Here is a 15,362-nt window from a genome sequence, read left to right on the forward strand (position 1 = left end):
GGGTAAGCTCCGAGTGGAGCGCCGGGATGAGCTTGCTGCCATTTCGGAGGAGGCTTATGTGCCTGCTGCGGTATGTCGGTGCACACCCTCGACGATCCTGTCCTTGAGCCACTGAACCCCTGCGTCGCTCCGGCGCTTCGAATGCCATTGCACATTCTCGCGGATGAGCGGTGCAGGCATCGGCAGCGGGTAGACGGCAAGCGGGTACAGCCGGCTGAAATGGAGGGCGTGAAGACCGTTGAGCAGTGCGAGACGATCGGTTTCGATAACCGAGGCGAGCACGGAGTTGAAATTGTCGACCCTGACTTCGACGTTCACCTTGAGGTCGGTGCCCCTGATCAGTCGCTGAACGAAGGCAGGGGCACGCCCCGGGCCGAAGCAGATGTCCACACAGGGGCGTTCAAGAAACTCCTGCATCGTCAGAGTGCCATTGCGCGCCGGCGCCCCGTTCCACGCAATCACCGAAAGCTGGTCTTCGAACAGGAAGCGGGCCGGGTGATCGGCGAACAGATAATCCTCAATCGTAATGAACAGATCGACTTCACCACGCTGGAAGCATTCCGCATGGTGGGCCGTCGGCGTGGCGAGATCGAATGTCAGCCTCGGCGCAACCTTTCTTATGTTCCGCAGAATTTTGGCCAGCATCACGTCGTATACATAGTCCGAAACCACAATGTGGAACTGCCGTTCCACCGTCGCAGGGTTGAACTCGATTGGCGTGGTGATCGTCGCGCGAACCAGGGTCAGGACTTCGCGCACCCGGCCGGCCAATTCGAGGCCGGTCTCGGTGGGCATCATTTTGTTCCCCACCTGCACCAGCAGGTCGTCGCCGAAGAACTGACGAAGACGTGCCAGCGAACCACTCATGGCCGACTGACTCATGTTCAACCGCCTTGCGGCTCCGGAAACCGAGCTTTCCTCGATCAGGGCGTCGAATACAGCAAGGAGGTTGAGGTCCAGCCCGTCAAAACGCATGTCATTCCCCTGCGATGGCCGCGAACCGTTCGAGTTGATCAATTGGTGTTGGGAAAAGCAATCAGTCTCACCGATAGGTTCCATCCGAAGAAACGCGTTCCCGCTGCGGCGGGCGGCGGCTAGCCTCAGCTGACCGAAACCAGACTGCCGGGGATGGCCATGACAGGCAGTTTTCACCGCTGCGCCCATGAGGGCGACCACCCCACCGTGCGTCGGGACGGCCAGTCGCTGGTCGTCGATATTCACTGCCATCTTGCCGTCCGGCGGGCTGACACACGCCTGCGGGAGGTTCTTCCCAACGCCCCGGCGGCGATGCCGTTCACCTCTCCCGCGTCGCAGGCGGTGAACGGCAGCATGTTTGCCGCCATCGCCTCCCGGCTGCACGGCACGGAGGAGCGGTTGGCGGACATGGACCGCCTGGGCATCGATGTCCAGGCGATCAGTCCCTCGCCGGGCCAGTACTTTTACTTCACGCCGCCGGAGCTGGGCCGTGAACTCAGCCGGATGGTCAATGACGGCTTGGCGGAGGCCGTGTCAGCGCACCCGGACCGGTTCGTGGCGCTCGGCAATGTGCCTTTGCAGAACACCGGGATGGCGATTGCCGAAATGCGCCGTTGCGTGACGGAGCTGGGCTTTCGCGGGGTGGAGATCAATTCGAACGTGAACGGACGGGAACTCGCCGATCCTGAATTTCGTCCCTTCTTCGCGGCAGCCGAAGAGCTTGGCGTTCTCGTCTTCCTGCATCCGCTCGGTTTCACGCATGGCGAGAGGCTGACGGAATACTACCTCAACAACATCATCGGGAATCCGCTGGAAGCAACCATCGCGCTCTCCCACCTGATCTTCGGCGGTGTGCTCGACAGCCATCCCGGTCTCAAGCTTTGCGTGGCCCATGGCGGTGGATATCTGCCGAGCTATTGGGGAAGGATGGATCACGCTTGGCGGGTGCGGCCGGAATGCCGGACCCACATCGCGCACGAACCTTCGCATTATCTCCGTCAGGTCTGGCTGGATACGCTCGTGTTCGACCGGAGCCAGCTCGATGCGCTGCTGCGCGTGCATGGACCGGACCGGCTGTGCCTGGGCACGGACTATCCCTTCGACATGGCCGAGCCGGACCCGCTGGCCTTCCATGCCGACTTGGAGCCGCAGATTCGTGATCGCATCCTCGGGCTGAACGCCGCCCGGTTGCTGGGGCTGCAAACGGACCGGATCACCTGAAATCCGTTGGGCTTCGACGGGCGAATCCGATCGTCAAACAAAGAGCCGAAGTTTCAAGCGATTGATTTTATTCGCATGACGCTTTGGAAAAAGTTCAACGGGAGAAACGTCATTGAGCTCAGTACTCATCATCGGCGGCGGTATTGGCGGAATGGCGACGGCTGTTCGTCTTCGCCAGCTTGGCCACACCGTCAAATTGATCGACATCGATCCCCAATGGCGTGTCTACGGCGCCGGCATCACCGTCACCGCACCCACATTCCGCGCGTTTCGCCGGCTTGGCCTGTTCGACAGGATCGTGGAGCATGGCGCATGCGTAATCGGGCATGAACTCTTTCACTACAGCGGTGCGTCGATCCATCGGTTCGACGATCCCGAGCTTGAACCGGGATTGCCGGCTGCGGGCGGGATCATGAGGCCGGTGCTTCACAAGATCATGTCCAGCGAGGTCCGCCGACTTGGCGTGGACGTCGTGCTTGGTGTCGGCGCGGAGCGGATCGTCAACCAGCCCGACCGGGTTGACGTGACCTTCACCGATGGGACGAACCAGTTCTTCGATCTGGCGGTGGCGGCGGACGGGATTTATTCGAAAACCCGGTCCATGCTGTTCGCCAACGCGGTGATGCCGACGCCGAACGGGCAAGGCAGCTGGCGCATCGTGGCCAAGCGGCCGGAGGGTTTCACCCGCACGCAGTTCTATGTCGGGCATGAGAATCTGGTCGGCATCAACGCGGTGTCCAGGGACGAGGTCTACCTGTTCATCCTCAACCCCGACCCCGACCGCAAATGGATCGAGCCGGCCGAACAGCCGGTCATGGTCCGCGCGCTGCTGGCCGATTTCGGTGGCACCGTTGCCGCCATCCGCGACACTGTGAGCCAGTCCAGCTCCATCGTCTATCGCCCGCTGGAAGCCGCGCTCCAGCCGGCCCCCTGGCACAGCGGGCGTGTGGTGCTGATCGGCGACGCAGCCCACGCCACCACGCCGCACCTGGCCTCCGGCGCCGGATCGGCGGTGGAGGACGCGATGGTGCTGGGCGAGGAACTGGAGCGCTCCGGGAGCGATGTACCGTCCGCGCTCACGGCCTTCACCGCGCGCCGCTACGAGCGCTGCCGGATCGTGGTGGAGAGCAGCCTGGCCATCGGAGTCCACCAGCTCGCACGCGGGCCGGCCGCCCGGCTCGGCGAATTGATGGGCGCGGCCAGCCATGCCTTGGCTGCGGACTATTGAAGCAATCAACAGGACTTCGGGAGAGGCGAATTGTCTGGCATCAACGGGATCGAGACGATCATCTACGGTGTGGAGGACGTGCCCCTTTGCACCCGCTATTTCACCGACTTCGGTCTGCCTCTGGTGACCGCAGACGCGAAGGCCGCCCTGTTCGAACTGGAGGAAGGCTCCAGCGTCGTCATCCGGCCGCTGGCGGATGCGGTTACCGAGGGGCAGCGGCTTGTCGGCTACGGTGTCCAAAAAGTGATCTGGGGCGTTCCCGATCAGAAGCACCATGACCGGGTCGTCGCCCGCCTGCGTGCCGTGACCGAGGTTGCGATCGATGCCGAAGGCACGGCGCATTTCCTGGACTGCGACGGGATTCCGGCCGGGATCCGCGTTTATCCGAAACGAACGGTGTTTGGCGCACCCGATCCGGTGAACAGCCTCGGATCGATCCATCGCCTCAACCATCTGCGCAAGTGGAAGCTGAAAGCCAGCCCAAAGACGATCCAGCACGTCGTTTATCAGGTGCCGGATCCCCAGGCCAGCTGGCAGTGGTATCACGACGTGCTGCAATTCCGCCTGTCCGACATCCAGCGGGGATTCGGAATCTTTGCCCGCGCGCCCGGCACGAAGGATCACCACTCGATCTATTGGCTGAAGTCCGACCTGCCGTTTCCTGGATTGGACGGGAAGGTTCGCTTCAACCATGCCAACTTCGGCGTCGAGGACATCGACGAGGTGATGATCGGCGCCAACCTCATGGAGCGTCGGGGCTGGCAGAAATCGACCTGGGGCCTCGGGCGTCATCGCATCGCCAGCGCCATTTTCCTCTATCTTCCATGCCCCGCAGGCGGCGAGGCGGAATATGGCTGCGACAGCGACATGCTGGACGACAGCTGGGTCCCGCGCACCTGGGATGCCGCATTCGGCACCATGACCTTCATGCACAACCTGCAGCCCTGGATTTTCGACGAGGCGCCATGGGACGTGAGCTATGTCGACGGCGTCACGCCGGTGCGCAAGGAGAAGGGGCATCGCTGAGGTGGGGGCTGAAGCTGGGGGCCGACGCCGACGGCCGGCGCTGGGAGCCGCGCCGTTGGCGGACGTGGCTCCCCACCGCGCCGGGCGGTTTCCCCACAAGGCAAATCGATTGAACGATGGCGCTCCGCCGATCGAGGGCGGGCGCTGAAAGGACAGCGAATGGCAGTGACCGAACAGGCGCGGCGCGTGATCGAAGCGGCGGTTCTGAAGCAGGAGGCGCGCCGTTGTGCGGCGCTCGTTGCGGACGACATCGCCACGCTCGCCGCATTGATGGCGGATGATCTGGTGCATGTCCACACCACCGGGATCGTCCATGGAAAGGACCAGCTGCTTGAGCACGCCGGCCGTTTCCTGCGGTTCTACGACGTGCGGCGGGGCGATCTGCTGGTCCGTGTTCCGGCCGAGACCGTCGCGATCGTCACCGGCCCCATGACCAATCTGGTCGGGCGGCGCGACACCGATGAGAAAATCGAGGTCAACAGCTTCGTCACGCAGGTCTGGGCGCTGGAAAACGGGGCGTGGCGGGCGGTGAGCTTTCATGCGGTGAAACAAGCCTGAACGGGATCCGTTCAGCGGCATCGCCGCAGGCGGGACAGACCACGGCTTCATAGAGTTCAGAGCGGAGATCAATCGTGTCACAACACCACGCCATCGGCACGGCGACACACCGCGGGCGCAGCTTCGCCTGCGTGATTCAGGATGATCGGGTCTGGGACATCGCCAGCCTTCCCGGCCTTGCCCGATTTTGCGACACGCTCGCCATCTTCGAGGCGTGGGACGAGGTGGAACGGAAATTTTTGGCGATCATGGCGGGCCCCCCGCGACGGGGGGGTCAATTTCGCCGACGTTGGCTCGAAGCGCCGCTCCTGCCGCGCCAGATCTTCTGCAGCGGTGCAAATTATCGCAGCATGTGGCGGACTCACGCGAAGCACCCGATCCCGCCACGGAAGGGCTGACGTCCGAAGAGCGCCTGGCACGGGCGATGGTCATGATGGACGAACGGGCACGAACCGGCACGCCCTACGCGTTCGTCAAGCTGCCGTCGGCGGTGACCGGTCCCTATGACCGGATCATTCTGCCCAGGGGAGCGGCGGAGCCGGATTGGGAATTGGAACTGGGCGTCGTCATCGGCCGGCCCGCGCGCAACGTCTCGCGAACCGACGCACTGTCGGTCGTCGCCGGCTATCTGGTGACGAACGACATCACCGTTCGGGACCGGGTCTACCGGCCGGACCTGAAAGCGATCGGCACCGATTGGCTGTCGTCGAAATGCGCGGAGACATTCCTGCCCACCGGGCCGTGGATCGTTCCCGCGCGCTTCGTACCCGACCCGCAGGACCTGCGGATCACGCTCGCACTCAATGGGCGGGTCATGCAGGACGACAGCACCGCCGACATGATCTTCGATGTGGCGCAGCAGATCGAGTATGTCTCGTCCCGGGTGCGGCTGCTGCCGGGCGACATCCTCTGCACCGGTTCGCCAGCGGGCAACGGCACGCACCACCAGCGATTTCTCCGACCGGGCGACGTGGTGGAGGGAACGATCACCGGGCTTGGCACACAGACGCTGACATGTGTCGCCGAGAGCGACTAGAGTGAACCACACTGATTTTCCCGGAGGTTTTTACGCCCGGATCACGCATGCAAAGCATCAGCCCCGCCTCAGAACGACGGAGATTCATCAAGACAACGGCTTGATTTGGACCTGCGAGCATCCAAGGATAGATCATCAAGCCATGGCGTAGGTTCGGATATCGGGGCAAGCGATAGCGTGGTTGCGGGGGCACGCAACCAACGATTCTTGCGGTTGGTCGAGGTCGAAATTCCCAAAATGGCAGCATAATATCTTCAAATCGAGATGTAGTATCTCACCTTTCCTGGAAAAGCCGTTTCAATACTGTTTCGCTACTCAATCGGCAGAGCTTCTGATAAACTCCGTGTAGTTCAGGCTCTACGATGACAGCGTTAAGTCCACAGTGGTGGGCTGGCAGGGGTGCGGGTATAGGGTTGCCAGGACGATGCCAATGCGGTCAAGCGCCTGCTCCGCAAATTGCTGAAAAAGCAGGGCTGCGCGCCGCCGGTGCTGGTGACCGATAAGCGGAAGTCCTACGCTGCAGCCAGGCGAGCCATCATGCTCGGGGGTGGAGCACCGTCAGCACAAGGGGCTCAACAACCGGGCCGAGAACTCGCACCAACCGACCGGACGATGCGAGCGGCAGATGAAGCGCATTAAATCGCCCCAACAGGTGCAGCGCTTTCTGTCAATCCATGACCCAACCGCCAACCGCTTCCACCTCCACCGCGACCACCGCCCGGCCTCCGATTACTGCGCCGCCCACGCCCGGGCCTTTACCGCCTGGGTTGAGGTCGCCGGTGCGCCGCTGGCCACTGGATCCCCCGGTCTCCGGGAATCTGTCGCCGAACTGCGCCAGCCATCATGGTCGGTGCCAACGAGTTGACGGTTCCCGCTCACGCTGTCCGCACACTGCGGCTGGCATAGGTGTTGTAAAGACGTTGCTGATACAGGGCATCCTGCTTTGGCGCGATGCCGAACTCGCGCGAATATTCCCGGCTGAATTGCGAGACGCTTTCGTAACCCACCCGATACGCCGCAGCGCTGACATTTGCCGCCTCCGACACCATCAAGCGACGAGCCTCAAGCAAGCGCAATTGCTTCTGAAACTGTAGCGGCGTCATGGAGGTCAGTGCTTTGAAGTGCTGGTGAAACGACGATGGGCTCATCCCGGCCAGTTCGGCGAGCTGTTCCACCCGCAAGGTCCGAGCGAAGTTGAGATGCAATGCCGCGATCGCCTTGGCAACCCGCTCTATATTCGACTTCGGCAATACCAGCTTGTGCAACTCCCCGCCACGCGGCCCGCTGACCAGCCAGTAGCAGATCTCACGCATCACCGACGGGTAAAGGATCGGGATCGATTTGGGCGACGCCGTCATGCGCATGAGGCGCATGACACAGTCAGCCAAGGTCTCGTCCACTCGGCCCACGAATACGCAGTGCCCGGACTCTGCGACCGGCGCCGGCGGTTCGTCGAGTTGCTCAAGGACGTCGCGCACCATCGCCACATCGAAATCGATGACGACGCCGATATAGGGCGCTTCGACGCTGGCCTCGACGATCCGTCCCGTTGCCGGAAGTTCGATGGTCACGACCAGACAGTCCATGGCGCCGTAATCGAGCCGGTCTTCGCCGAAGTGAATCTCCTTCGCGCCTTGCAGGACGATGCAGAGCGACGGCCGGTAAATTGCCCTAACGGGCAACATGGCCTGGAACGAGCGGACGATGTTGAATCCTTCGACCAGTGTCGGGAACAAGCCCTCGCCACCACCCTGGTCCTCGATATACGCATTAACCGCCGCCAGAAGCGATGACGACATGTGCGCCCCCAGTCGTTTATCCGGACAGATCAACGCCTGCCCCTTGGCCAGACTATCGCGATCTGCAGGATTAGGCAAATTTCTTGAGAGTTCGGGTATTCTGATCATTGGGCGCTCCATTTAGCTTGATCAAGCTAACAAGCGTGGAGCGGTTCAGACATGGCAGAAGCGGCAGCGCAGTCAAACGATACGACGATCAAACGACCTTATCATGCCGAAAAAGACAGCGGTGTATATGTTGAGGGTTGGCGTGCCGCAGCCATGTGCACCACTCTGGTTCTGATCAATTCTTTCTCGCAGATAGATAGAATTTTTCCTTTCATCCTGGCGGAATCCATCAAAACAGATCTGAACTTGAGCGATACGCAGATGGGCCTGCTCACCGGCTTGGCATTCGCCGTCTGCTATGCGCTTCTATCACTGCCACTGGCACGCGCGGCCGATCATGGATCTCCGAGATTTGTGCTTGTTTCCTGCATCCTGGTCTGGAGCGTGATGACTGCGCTCGGCAGTCTTGCGGCAAGCTTTCTGTTTTTGGCCCTGACCCGGTTCGGCGTCGCATTCGGCGAGGCAGGCGCGATTCCTGCCGGGCATGCCCTGATTGCGAGAAAGATCCGGCCCGAACAACGGGGTTTCGTGATCGGATTGTTCTCCATGGGGATCCCGCTCGGCACGATGGCCGGCTTTGCGGCCGGTGGCGCCATCGCGGACAGCCTGGGTTGGCGTACAGCGCTGATCGGCGCCGGATCGATCGGCATCGTGATCGGGCTGGTGACGATCCTTGTCGCCGGCCCTACTCCGCCCCTCGGACGACCGACGAGCGACAACCAGCCGTTCCTCCCTACCGCCCTCGACCTGCTCGCCGCTCCTGCATTTCGCTGGATGTTCATCGGCGCCATATTCCTCGGCTTCGCTTTCGCCCCCTTCTATGCATTCATCGCACCATTCCTCATGCGCACCTACGGCTACAGTGCCAGCGAAGCGGGCCTCGCCTTCGGGCTTCTCCAAGGGCTGATGGGCATTCTCGGCGCGTTGGGCGGCGGCCACTGGTTCGACCGTGCGGTACGATCCGGCACCGGCAAAGTCCTTGGGCCTCCGGCAATTCTCCTGCAGCTTGCCAGTCTGACGACGACGGTCGCACTGTTCATACCCACAGGGTGGATGTCGATCGCCCTTCTCGTTCCCTGCATGCTGTCCTTCTCCTTCATGATGCCCTGGGGGTTCGGCGCCGCGCATCTCGTCGCCGGTCCCGGCCGACAGGCGCAGGCGTCCAGCCTCGTGATGATCGGAGTGGGCCTCGTGGGCCCGGCGCTTGGTCCGATCCTCGTCGGCGTCCTCAGCGACACCGCCACCGCGGCGAACATTCGGAACGGTTTGGGGCTCGGATTGCTGATCGTGCCGCTGGGCAGCGCGCTCGCCGGTCTCGCCTTCCTGGTCGCGAACCGGCGCGTCGCAGATGCCCTTCGAAAATGACCACCGAAGGACGGCTCGAACTCGGGCCGTTCCCTTTCCCCATCACCCCGGATTCGAGGTCGATATGCTAACCCTCATTGAAAATGCACTCGAAAACTTCCTGGAGGACGACGACGGGCAAGCCGTCGTGATGTTGAACCTCCTGCGGTTCCGAGAGGACCTCGGCCGGGAGCGATATGCGGAGTATCTCGCCGTCGCCACGCCGATCGTCGCCCGTTTCGGGGCGGAGATCGTCTATGTGGGCAATGGCCTCCCGGCGCTTTCGGCGGAACCCGGACAGGCTTGGGACGCGATGGCTCTCGTCCGTTACCCCAACCGCCGGGCATTCGCTGAAATGGCGATGGACGCCGATTACCGGAACAGAGCAGCCCCGTTGCGCGAAGCGGCGCTTGCGGAGGCCGTGTTGCAGCCTCTCCAGACGGTTTCCTCCCAAGAGCCGCGATAAGGACTCTCCGATGCGAAGGAACTGGACAATCCAGGACATGCCGTCCCAGCACGGCAGGACAATCGTCGTCACGGGCACCGGCGGGCTCGGCTTCGAGGACGCGCTTGCATTGGCACGCGCAGGCGGCGACGTCATCATCGCCGGACGAAACCCGCGCAAGGGAAGCGACGCCGTCGCGCGCACCAAACGGTCCGCGCCCGACGCGAGCGTCAGCTTCGAGCCGGTCGATCTCGCGGATCTGGCCTCGGTCGCCGCGTTCGGGCTGAGGTTGTGCGAGAGCCGGGAGCGGATCGACACCCTGATCAACAACGCGGCCGTCATGACGCCGCCTCGACGTCAGACCACCGCGGATGGTTTCGAACTTCAGTTCGGCACGAACTATCTCGGCCACTTCGCGCTGACCGCGCATCTGTTGCCCTTGCTGATCCGTGGGCGGAACCCGCGTGTCGTCACCCTGTCCAGTATCGCGGTGCGCCGGAATGCCGCCATAAACTTCGACGATCTGCAGGCCGCAAAGGCCTATCAGCCGATGCCTGCCTATGTCCAATCCAAGCTCGCCTGCCTGATGTTCGCCCTTGAACTTCAGCGCCGCAGCGACGAAGCCGGCTGGGGCCTGACGAGCATTGCCGCCCATCCCGGGATTTCGCGGACCGACCTTTTGCACAACGCCCCGGGTCGATACAGCGTTCAGGGGCTTTTGCGATCGGTCCTGTGGTTTCTGTTCCAGCCGGCAGCGCAGGGAGCATTGCCGACGATGTTCGCGGCGACGTCACCGGATGCCCGCGGAGGCAGGTACTACGGCCCCGACAAACTCTCGGAGACACGCGGCCATCCGAGCGAGGCGACGATCCCGGCAGCTGCATTGGACCTGCATGTCGCCCGCCGGCTTTGGGACGTCTCGGAAAAGCTGGCGGACGTCGGCTTCGGCGCTGCCGCGGCGACACGTCTCCACGCCGGTCCAAAGGGACCCGGCATCCCCGCGGAGGCTTGAGTGATGGACCCGCTCGCAAGCCTCGTCGAATGGATCGCTCTTTACGGAGTGCTTGGTCTGTTCGCTGCCGGACTGGCGGAACGCTTCGTCCCGGCCCTGCCCTCCTATGGCATGCTGGTCGCAATCGGCATGGCGGCGGTCGGAGACAGTTGGTCGCTGCCGACCGCCTTCATCATGACGACCTGCGGAAGTGTCTTCGCCAGTGTCGCATTGTTCCTCGTCGTCCGGGCTGTCGGACAGGATTTGTCCGCCAAGCTCCTGTACGGAAGTGGACGGCTCTTGGGGCTGCCGTCGAGGCGCATCGACAAGATGCTGACCTCCTTCCGGGCGCGCGACAGGAACCTGTCCCTGATTGCACAGATCATTCCGACGGTTCGGTTGATCGCGCCGCTGGCCGCCGCCCTTGTTCACCTGGATGCGTGACGCTTTGCTACCGGCACTCTGCTGGGCATCGCCCTGTGGAACGGCCTGTTCCTCGCCGCGGGCTACACGGCCGCACAGTCGATCCCCGACCTCAATGCGTCAGCCTTGGCGATCAAGTTCCTGCTCCTCGTTCTCGCGGTCGAGACGTTGTCCGTGCTGGTCTGGCGACTGCTTGGACGAACCACTTGGCGCCGGACCTCCTCGAAGGATCAAGCATGCTGAACAGTTCATCGGAGACCCTCCAGTTCTTCCGCGCCTGGCTGTCCGAACCGTTCAGGGTTGCGGCGGTGACACCGTCCGGACGGGCGTTGGCGGCCTTGATCGTGTCGGAGATTTCCGCGGAAACCGGGCCTGTCCTCGAACTCGGTCCCGGGACGGGGGTGTTCACACGCGCGCTGTTGATCTTGCCCTGCTTCGGTGGACACAGGTTCACGCAGATTTTAGCTCGGCCTGTTCGGGGGTGATGTATCCGATGGCCGAGTGAGGGCGTTGGCGATTGTAGTAGGTTTCGATGTAGGCGAACACCTCCCGGCGGGCCTGGTCGCGGGTTTCGAACCGGGTACGATGGACCAACTCGACCTTGAGAGTGTGGAAGAAGCTCTCCATGGGAGCATTGTCGTAGCAGCCGCCCTTGCGCGACATGGACTGCCGCATCCCGGCCGCCTGCAACAGGTCCCGGTAGTCCCGAGAGGCATACTGACTGCCGCGATCGGAATGCTGGATGAGACCCACAGACGGCCGTTGGCGCTGGATGGCCATCACCAGAGCCGAGGTGGTGAGTTCGGCGCGCATATGATCGCGCATCGCCCAGCCAACGATCTTCCGGGTCGCCAGATCGAGCACCGCCGCCAGATACAGCCAGCCTTCAGCAGTGGGCAAATAGGTGATGTCGGCAAGCCAGACCCGGTTGGGCTCGGCCACCTGGAAGACCTGACCCAGCAGATCGGGAGCGACTGGCAGGCCATGGCGGCTGTCGGTCGTGATGGGCCGGAACCGGCGTGCGGCTGCGCCCCGGATGCCGTGGCGGCGCATCAGACGCGCCACTCGGCCCCGGCTGGCGGCGACGCCCTCCGCGCGGAGGGCTGCATGCACGCGCGGGCTGCCATAGCGGCCATGGTGGCGACCATGAACGCGTCGGATCTCGACCAGAAGCTGTCGGTTGGCGGCGGCCCGCTGGCTTTCCGGCCGCCCACGCCACGCGTAGTAACCGCTGGCGGACACCCCGAGTACCGAGCACATGAGCCGGGCCGGGAACTCGTCCCGGTGGTCCTCGATGAAGCGGAACCTCATCTCGGCGGTTCCGAGAAGATGCTGATGGCCTTCTAAGAAACTCCGACGGATTCGGCGCCTGCCTCCTGCAGGACGTAGCCCAGTGACTTGGCGCGACGCTGAAGGTTGGTGAGCACGCGGTTCCGATAACGCTCCTCGTAGTAGGCGGCGCCGGGATCGACGTAGTCCATGCCGTGGCGCAGGGCATTGTAGAACAGCACCGCGATCTTCCGCGCTGTCGCGGTGACCGCCTTGGCCTTGCCGACGCGGGCCGACAGGCGCCGATAGAAGGCGCCCAGGGCGGTCTCGGTTCTACCCACCGTGGTCGCGGCGAGGCGCAGTAGCGCCGCCGCCCGGCTGCCCGAACGCCGGGTCCGCGACGACAGCACCTTGCCTCCAGAGATCTTGTTGCTCGGTGCCAGACACAGCCAGGAGGTAAAGTGCTTGGCGCTCGGCCACGCCGACAGGTCGGTGCCGCACTCGCCCACCAGCTTGAGCGCCAGGGAGGGGCCGAGCCCGTGGATCTGGGTGAGGTCCACGCCGAGGATTGCGTGCAACGCGATGCGGGCGTCGAAGGCCGGCGCGTTGGGCTGCTTGGTCGCATGCCGCGCGGGAGGCAGCTTGCCGGCCGGCTTGGCCGCCACGGCCCGAAGCCGCTTGAGCACCGCCTCGATGCGGGTATCGCAGGCTGCGACCTTGTCCTGGTAGAGGTCGTAGAGTTCGAGCGACTGGGCCAGGGCGAAAACGTGCTCCTCGCGGTCGTTGCCGACCAGAGCCGCGCGGATCGTCTCTTCCGAGGCCCGGCAGCGCGGATCGCGGTATCCGGCCAGCACGTCAGGGTCGCGCTCACCGGCCACGATGGCCCGGATGATCCTCATGCCCGTGACGCCGGTGACGTCGGCCACCACATGGTGGAGCTGTAGGTTCATCTGGGTCAGCGCCTTCTGCATGTGCTGGATGTGGGCAGCGGCATAGTCGAGCAACCGCTCGCGGTGGCGCAGGAAGGCGCGCAGGGCGGCGATCTCGCCGGTTGGCCGGAAGCTGCCGCGCAGCAGACCGTACTCGTGCAGGCGACGCAGCCACTGGGCGTCGCTCACGTCGGTTTTGCGCCCGGGGACGTGTTTGGCATCGCGGGCGTTGACCAGCACGACCTCGAAGCCGCGCTGCTCGAGGATCTCGAACATGGGGACCCAGTAGACGCTGGTGGATTCCATGGCCACGGTGCGAACGCCGCAGCGTTCGAACCAATCGGCGAGACGGTGCAGGTCGCCGGTGAAGGTGCCGAACGAGCGCACCGGTTCGGGGTCGCAGTCGGGCGGCACGGCGGCCATGTGCATGGTGGCGCCGATGTCGATCGCCGCCGCATGGGGATGGATCGGGGCCATATCCCGCGCCTTGCGGGACCGCTTCGTTCGCGCCATCGTGCGTCCTCCTGCTCGTCGGGCCAAGGAGGGGATGGGGCATGCGAAGTCATCAATTTCCCAACCGGGATCACCGCGCGGGTGTCACCACTCTCAAGTCCGCACCGCCCCATGGGCCACGTTTTTTGACGGGGTCTTGCGCCTCCAAAAACCAGACGGCCGCTCCCCTCCGCTGCCCATCATAGCGCGGCCCGTTTCTCCACCCGCAGGCGGACCGAACGCCCGCGATCGTTTTTTGGTAGGTCGCGGTGCATGGATTGGTGATGTTCGACACCGATCCATGCGCCATTTTTCGGCCCGAGGCGAAGGCGCGGCATGGCGGGGTAAATTGCAAGCGGCAATTTTCTTTCGCAGTGCGTTTTCACTAGAATTATTGTGGATTGCCTATGCTATTGGTTTAGTTGCTGCGGCATATTCGCTGCACCCCTATTGGCTGATCGATTGCAGGAGGGGCCACGCAATGGCCAAGGAACAGGCTCTCGCCCTTATCAAGCGCCTCGCCACCGACGGCGATTTTCGTAATCAATTGAATGCTCTCGATATTCAGGGCAAGCAAGCCCTCCTGGCACAAAGCGGGTTCGGCGGGGTTCTGCCCGACCATGTCCACAGCGCTGCTGCTGACGCTTTCAATTTGCTGACTGGCAAAGACGGTGGCTTGGACAACAGCGTCGCGGTCGAGTCGATTGCGACCGCCGCGTCCGCATCGGCCACCTCCGCATCGGCCACCTCCGCTTCTGCCACCTCCGCATCGGCGACTTCTGCCTCGGCTACTTCGGCTTCAGCCACCTCTGCTTCAGCCACCTCCGCCTCGGCGACTTCTGCTTCCGCCACGTCGGCTTCTGCTACCTCCGCGTCGACAACGTCAGCTTCGGCGATGTCCGCGTCCGCGGTTCCGGCCCCGGCCTTCTCGGCGGTGGCTGCCCCGGCCTCGGCTCACTCCGCTTCGGCGATGTCCGCGTCCGCGGTCCCGGCCCCGGCCTTCTCGGCGGTGGCTGCCCCGGCGTCCGCCTTCTCGGCTGCGGCGCAGTCCGCGTCTGCGGTTCCGGCCCCGGCCTTCTCGGCGGTGGCTGCCCCGGCGTCCGCCTTCTCGGCTGCGGCGCAGTCCGCGTCTGCGGTTCCGGCCCCAGCCTTCTCGGCGGTGGCTGCCCCGGCGTCCGCCTTCTCGGCTGCGGCGCAGTCCGCGTCTGCGGTTCCGGCCCCAGCCTTCTCGGCGGTGGCTGCCCCGGCGTCCGCCTTCTCGGCTGCGGCGCAGTCCGCGTCTGCGGTTCCGGCCCCAGCCTTCTCGGCGGTGGCTGCCCCGGCGTCCGCCTTCTCGGCTGCGGCGCAGTCCGCGTCTGCGGTCCCGGCCCCGGCCTTCTCGGCGGTTGCCGCCCCGGCGTCCGCCTTCTCGGCTGCGGCGCCATCCACGTCTGCGGTCCCGGCCCCGGCCTTCTCGGCGGTTGCCGCCCCGGCGTCCGCCTTCTCGGCTGCGGCGCAATCCGCGTCTGCGGTTCCGGC

Annotated in this window: 14 protein-coding genes and 2 pseudogenes; 10 read left to right on the forward strand and 6 right to left on the reverse strand. The window is 64.0% G+C overall.

What is annotated here, in order from left to right:
- Positions 1-54: 54 nt before the first annotated feature.
- Complete coding sequence (locus I71_RS31285; protein WP_042703536.1) at positions 55-975, reverse strand: LysR family transcriptional regulator; 921 nt, start codon at positions 973-975, stop codon at positions 55-57.
- Between the two features lie 153 nt (positions 976-1,128).
- Between I71_RS31285 and I71_RS31290 the strand changes: the two genes are divergently transcribed.
- The 6 genes from I71_RS31290 to I71_RS31310 all read left to right on the forward strand — a co-directional run bounded on the left by I71_RS31290 (position 1,129) and on the right by I71_RS31310 (position 6,044).
- Complete coding sequence (locus tag I71_RS31290) at positions 1,129-2,196, forward strand: amidohydrolase family protein (RefSeq protein ID WP_244434166.1); 1,068 nt, start codon at positions 1,129-1,131, stop codon at positions 2,194-2,196.
- Between the two features lie 151 nt (positions 2,197-2,347).
- The gene (locus I71_RS31295; protein WP_083897486.1) at positions 2,348-3,424 is read left to right on the forward strand and encodes an FAD-dependent monooxygenase; all 1,077 of its coding nucleotides are present in this window, start codon (positions 2,348-2,350) and stop codon (positions 3,422-3,424) included.
- Between the two features lie 30 nt (positions 3,425-3,454).
- Positions 3,455-4,450 (forward strand): VOC family protein, encoded by a 996-nt coding sequence (locus I71_RS31300; RefSeq protein WP_049976428.1) that lies wholly within the window; start codon positions 3,455-3,457, stop codon positions 4,448-4,450.
- A gap of 159 nt (positions 4,451-4,609) precedes the next feature.
- Positions 4,610-5,008, forward strand: a complete 399-nt coding sequence (locus I71_RS31305; RefSeq protein ID WP_042703540.1) for a nuclear transport factor 2 family protein — start codon at positions 4,610-4,612, stop codon at positions 5,006-5,008.
- 74 nt (positions 5,009-5,082) lie between these two features.
- Positions 5,083-5,406, forward strand: coding sequence for a hypothetical protein (locus I71_RS39010; RefSeq protein ID WP_199902300.1), 324 nt, complete (start codon positions 5,083-5,085; stop codon positions 5,404-5,406).
- 32 nt (positions 5,407-5,438) lie between these two features.
- A complete protein-coding gene (locus tag I71_RS31310; RefSeq protein WP_199902301.1) occupies positions 5,439-6,044 on the forward strand; it encodes a fumarylacetoacetate hydrolase family protein in 606 nt (201 codons plus the stop codon).
- Positions 6,045-6,919: 875 nt separating this feature from the next.
- Here the strand turns inward: I71_RS31310 and I71_RS31315 are convergent.
- Positions 6,920-7,951 (reverse strand): AraC family transcriptional regulator, encoded by a 1,032-nt coding sequence (locus I71_RS31315; RefSeq protein ID WP_244434167.1) that lies wholly within the window; start codon positions 7,949-7,951, stop codon positions 6,920-6,922.
- 51 nt (positions 7,952-8,002) lie between these two features.
- On the opposite strand from I71_RS31315, the gene I71_RS31320 reads away from it, so the two are divergent.
- From I71_RS31320 to I71_RS31335, 4 genes are all read left to right on the forward strand, one after another.
- Positions 8,003-9,316 (forward strand): MFS transporter, encoded by a 1,314-nt coding sequence (locus tag I71_RS31320; RefSeq protein WP_042703544.1) that lies wholly within the window; start codon positions 8,003-8,005, stop codon positions 9,314-9,316.
- Between the two features lie 64 nt (positions 9,317-9,380).
- Positions 9,381-9,761 (forward strand): DUF1330 domain-containing protein, encoded by a 381-nt coding sequence (locus I71_RS31325; protein WP_042703546.1) that lies wholly within the window; start codon positions 9,381-9,383, stop codon positions 9,759-9,761.
- A 10-nt stretch (positions 9,762-9,771) separates the two neighbouring features.
- Positions 9,772-10,752, forward strand: a complete 981-nt coding sequence (locus I71_RS31330) for an SDR family oxidoreductase (RefSeq protein ID WP_083897487.1) — start codon at positions 9,772-9,774, stop codon at positions 10,750-10,752.
- A 3-nt stretch (positions 10,753-10,755) separates the two neighbouring features.
- The gene (locus tag I71_RS31335) at positions 10,756-11,175 is read left to right on the forward strand and encodes a DedA family protein (RefSeq protein WP_199902302.1); all 420 of its coding nucleotides are present in this window, start codon (positions 10,756-10,758) and stop codon (positions 11,173-11,175) included.
- Positions 11,176-11,604: 429 nt separating this feature from the next.
- Here I71_RS31335 and I71_RS31345 read toward each other — a convergent pair.
- The 4 genes and pseudogenes from I71_RS31345 to I71_RS38605 all read right to left on the reverse strand — a co-directional run.
- A pseudogene (locus I71_RS31345) lies at positions 11,605-12,585 on the reverse strand (IS3 family transposase); the annotation flags it as partial.
- Positions 12,498-13,829 carry an IS110 family transposase gene (locus I71_RS31350; RefSeq protein ID WP_375731235.1) on the reverse strand — a complete coding sequence of 444 codons (1,332 nt, stop codon included), beginning with the start codon at positions 13,827-13,829 and terminating at the stop codon, positions 12,498-12,500. The pseudogene I71_RS31345 and the gene I71_RS31350, both read right to left, overlap by 88 nt.
- Before the next feature lie 579 nt (positions 13,830-14,408).
- A complete protein-coding gene (locus I71_RS39015) occupies positions 14,409-14,696 on the reverse strand; it encodes a hypothetical protein (protein WP_085940814.1) in 288 nt (95 codons plus the stop codon).
- A gap of 102 nt (positions 14,697-14,798) precedes the next feature.
- Positions 14,799-15,362 (reverse strand): annotated as a pseudogene (locus I71_RS38605) (hypothetical protein); the annotation flags it as partial.

It is taken from the genome of Azospirillum sp. B506 (genome assembly GCF_000333595.1).
Classification (GTDB): domain Bacteria; phylum Pseudomonadota; class Alphaproteobacteria; order Azospirillales; family Azospirillaceae; genus Azospirillum.

What these genes read in the sequence shown, in the direction of transcription:
- I71_RS31325 (WP_042703546.1), top strand. Translation starts at nt 9,381, where the DNA reads ATGCTAACCCTCATTGAAAATGCACTCGAAAACTTCCTGGAGGACGAC.
- I71_RS31295 (WP_083897486.1), top strand. Translation starts at nt 2,348, where the DNA reads ATGGCGACGGCTGTTCGTCTTCGCCAGCTTGGCCACACCGTCAAATTG.
- I71_RS31305 (WP_042703540.1), top strand. Translation starts at nt 4,610, where the DNA reads ATGGCAGTGACCGAACAGGCGCGGCGCGTGATCGAAGCGGCGGTTCTG.
- I71_RS31335 (WP_199902302.1), top strand. Translation starts at nt 10,756, where the DNA reads ATGGACCCGCTCGCAAGCCTCGTCGAATGGATCGCTCTTTACGGAGTG.
- I71_RS31330 (WP_083897487.1), top strand. Translation starts at nt 9,772, where the DNA reads ATGCGAAGGAACTGGACAATCCAGGACATGCCGTCCCAGCACGGCAGG.
- I71_RS31310 (WP_199902301.1), top strand. Translation starts at nt 5,439, where the DNA reads ATGATGGACGAACGGGCACGAACCGGCACGCCCTACGCGTTCGTCAAG.
- I71_RS31350 (WP_375731235.1), bottom strand. Translation starts at nt 13,829, where the DNA reads ATGGCCCCGATCCATCCCCATGCGGCGGCGATCGACATCGGCGCCACC.
- I71_RS31320 (WP_042703544.1), top strand. Translation starts at nt 8,003, where the DNA reads ATGGCAGAAGCGGCAGCGCAGTCAAACGATACGACGATCAAACGACCT.
- I71_RS31315 (WP_244434167.1), bottom strand. Translation starts at nt 7,951, where the DNA reads ATGATCAGAATACCCGAACTCTCAAGAAATTTGCCTAATCCTGCAGAT.
- I71_RS31285 (WP_042703536.1), bottom strand. Translation starts at nt 975, where the DNA reads ATGCGTTTTGACGGGCTGGACCTCAACCTCCTTGCTGTATTCGACGCC.
- I71_RS31290 (WP_244434166.1), top strand. Translation starts at nt 1,129, where the DNA reads ATGGCCATGACAGGCAGTTTTCACCGCTGCGCCCATGAGGGCGACCAC.